Origin of the sequence: Streptococcus oralis, assembly GCF_001578945.1 — a bacterium.
Taxonomy (GTDB): Bacteria; Bacillota; Bacilli; order Lactobacillales; family Streptococcaceae; genus Streptococcus; species Streptococcus oralis_Q.
The window spans coordinates 383,972-385,909 of sequence record NZ_KQ969551.1; the positions used below are offsets into that span (position 1 = coordinate 383,972).

Here is a 1,938-nt window from a genome sequence, read left to right on the forward strand (position 1 = left end):
TTGTGAATACAGGTTCTAAAATCAAGCTTTCTGAGGAAATTTTCCACTTTCCGAGTTTTACTGTATCCATCGCTTTACCTCTATGAAACGTATATACAAGGTATGTACCAAACAACAAATAAAGTTAAATGTATATATCGTTACATAAATTAAGTTATGTTTTGCGGTTTTATTATAGTCAAGGCCTGTGCAAAAGAACTTAATTTATGATAGAATAGATGGTGAGAAAGAAAACGTTTTATTACGTTTTTTTAGTCGGAAGGGGAAATATTATGGCTACTATTCAATGGTTTCCGGGCCACATGTCTAAGGCTCGGCGACAAGTTCAGGAGAATCTAAAGTTTGTTGATTTTGTAACGATTTTGGTGGATGCGCGTCTACCATTATCTAGTCAAAATCCTATGTTAAATAAAATTGTTGGTGATAAACTAAAACTCTTGATTTTAAACAAGGCAGACCTTGCTGATCCAGCAATGACCAAAGAATGGCGTCAGTACTTTGAATCACAGGGAATCCAAACTCTGGCTATCAACTCCAAAGAGCAAGTGACTGTAAAAGTCGTAACAGATGCAGCTAAAAAGCTCATGGCTGATAAGATTGCTCGCCAGAAAGAACGTGGTATCCAGATTGAAACCTTACGTACCATGATTATCGGGATTCCAAACGCTGGTAAATCAACTCTGATGAACCGTTTGGCTGGGAAAAAGATTGCGGTTGTCGGCAATAAACCAGGTGTTACCAAGGGGCAACAGTGGCTCAAAACCAACAAAGACCTTGAAATCCTAGACACACCAGGGATTCTCTGGCCTAAGTTTGAAGATGATACTGTCGCACTCAAACTAGCCCTAACTGGAGCAATTAAAGACCAGTTGCTTCCTATGGATGAAGTGACTATTTTTGGTCTCAATTATTTCAAAGAACATTATCCAGAAAAGCTGGTTGAACGCTTCAAACAAATGAAAATTGAAGAAGAAGCGCCTGTTATTATTATGGATATGACCCGCGCCCTCGGTTTCCGTGACGACTATGACCGTTTTTACAGTCTCTTCGTGAAGGAAGTCCGCGATGGCAAACTTGGTAACTACACCTTAGATACATTGGAAGACCTCGATGGCGACGATTAAAGAAATTAAAGAACTCCTTGCGACGGTCAAGGAGTTAGAAAGTCCTATTTTTTTTAGAGCTTGAAAAGGACACTCGCTATGGAGTTCAAAAGGAAATCAGCAAGCGTAAAAAAGCCATTCAGGCTGAACTGGATGAAGACTTTCGCCTGGAAACTATGCTTTCCTATGAAAAAGAGCTTTATAAGCAAGGATTGACCTTAATAGCAGGTGTTGATGAGGTTGGCCGTGGTCCTCTTGCTGGTCCTGTAGTCGCTGCAGCCGTTATTTTACCTAAAAATTGTAAGATTAGAGGCCTCAACGATAGCAAGAAAATTCCTAAGAAGAAACATCTGGAGATTTACCAAGCCGTTCAAGATCAAGCCTTGGCAATCGGAATTGGTATCATGGATAATCACATCATTGACCAAGTCAATATCTATGAAGCAACCAAACTCGCCATGAAAGAAGCAATCTCCCAGCTCAGTCCGCAGCCTGAGCACGTCTTGATAGATGCCATGAAACTGGAGTTACCAATTTCACAAACCTCCATTATCAAAGGGGATGCAAACTCCCTCTCTATCGCAGCTGCATCTATAGTGGCCAAGGTGACACGGGATAATATTATGAAGGACTATGATAACCAATATCCAGGCTATGATTTTACAGCTAATGCAGGCTATGGAACAGCTAAACATCTAGAAGGACTGGAAAAACTAGGTGTCACCCCAATTCACCGTACCAGTTTTGAACCAGTCAAAACACTGGTTTCAGCAAAGAAAGATAAGTAAGAGGAAATGATTATGGAGGAACAGTCAGAAACACTCAGTTCCAAGAA

Annotated in this window: 1 protein-coding gene and 1 pseudogene; both read left to right on the plus strand. The window is 40.5% G+C overall.

All coding sequences use genetic code 11. From position 1 onward, the window contains the following. Window positions 1-272 precede the first annotated feature (272 nt). Window positions 273-1,124: a ribosome biogenesis GTPase YlqF gene (ylqF, locus tag SORDD16_RS04545; RefSeq protein WP_061452534.1), complete on the plus strand. Its 852-nt coding sequence runs from the start codon at window positions 273-275 to the stop codon at window positions 1,122-1,124. Continuing rightward, window positions 1,111-1,891, plus strand: a pseudogene (locus tag SORDD16_RS04550) (ribonuclease HII). Before ylqF ends, SORDD16_RS04550 begins: the two are co-directional and overlap by 14 nt. Window positions 1,892-1,938 lie beyond the last annotated feature (47 nt).